General features: G+C 72.8%; 1 pseudogene. It reads left to right on the forward strand.

Features of this window, described 5'->3' with window-relative positions:
- Window positions 1–111: 111 nt before the first annotated feature.
- Window positions 112–386, forward strand: a pseudogene (locus LPA54_RS41765) (GNAT family N-acetyltransferase); the annotation flags it as partial.

The raw sequence follows: 386 nt of genomic DNA on the forward strand, positions 1-386 counted from the left end.
TTCCGCACCCCGTACGGACAGGAGCACTGGGAGGCCACCGCCCGCTACAACCTGCGCGGCGAGCTGGAAATGCTGTCGACCCCGCCCCCGCCCTCCGCCTAGCCTCCCGTCATGCACGCATCCGGAGCGGAACAGGTGGAGGAGGCCGTCGCGCACAGCGTGGCGGCCCTGGAGGCGGTCACCGACCGCGACTGGACGGGGGTCCGGGCGGGACGGCTGGAGTGGAACTGCCGCGAGACGGCGGCGCACGTCGCGAGTGATCTGATCGCGTACGCGGGGCAGCTCGCGGGACGGGCCCAGGGCGCGTACCTGCCCTTCGAGATCACGCTGGACGGCAGCGACGACGGCCTGGACCCGGCCGACAACGCCGGCGTCCTCCACGTCAT

Source organism: Streptomyces sp. DH12 (genome assembly GCF_020873895.1).
Classification (GTDB): domain Bacteria; phylum Actinomycetota; class Actinomycetes; order Streptomycetales; family Streptomycetaceae; genus Streptomyces.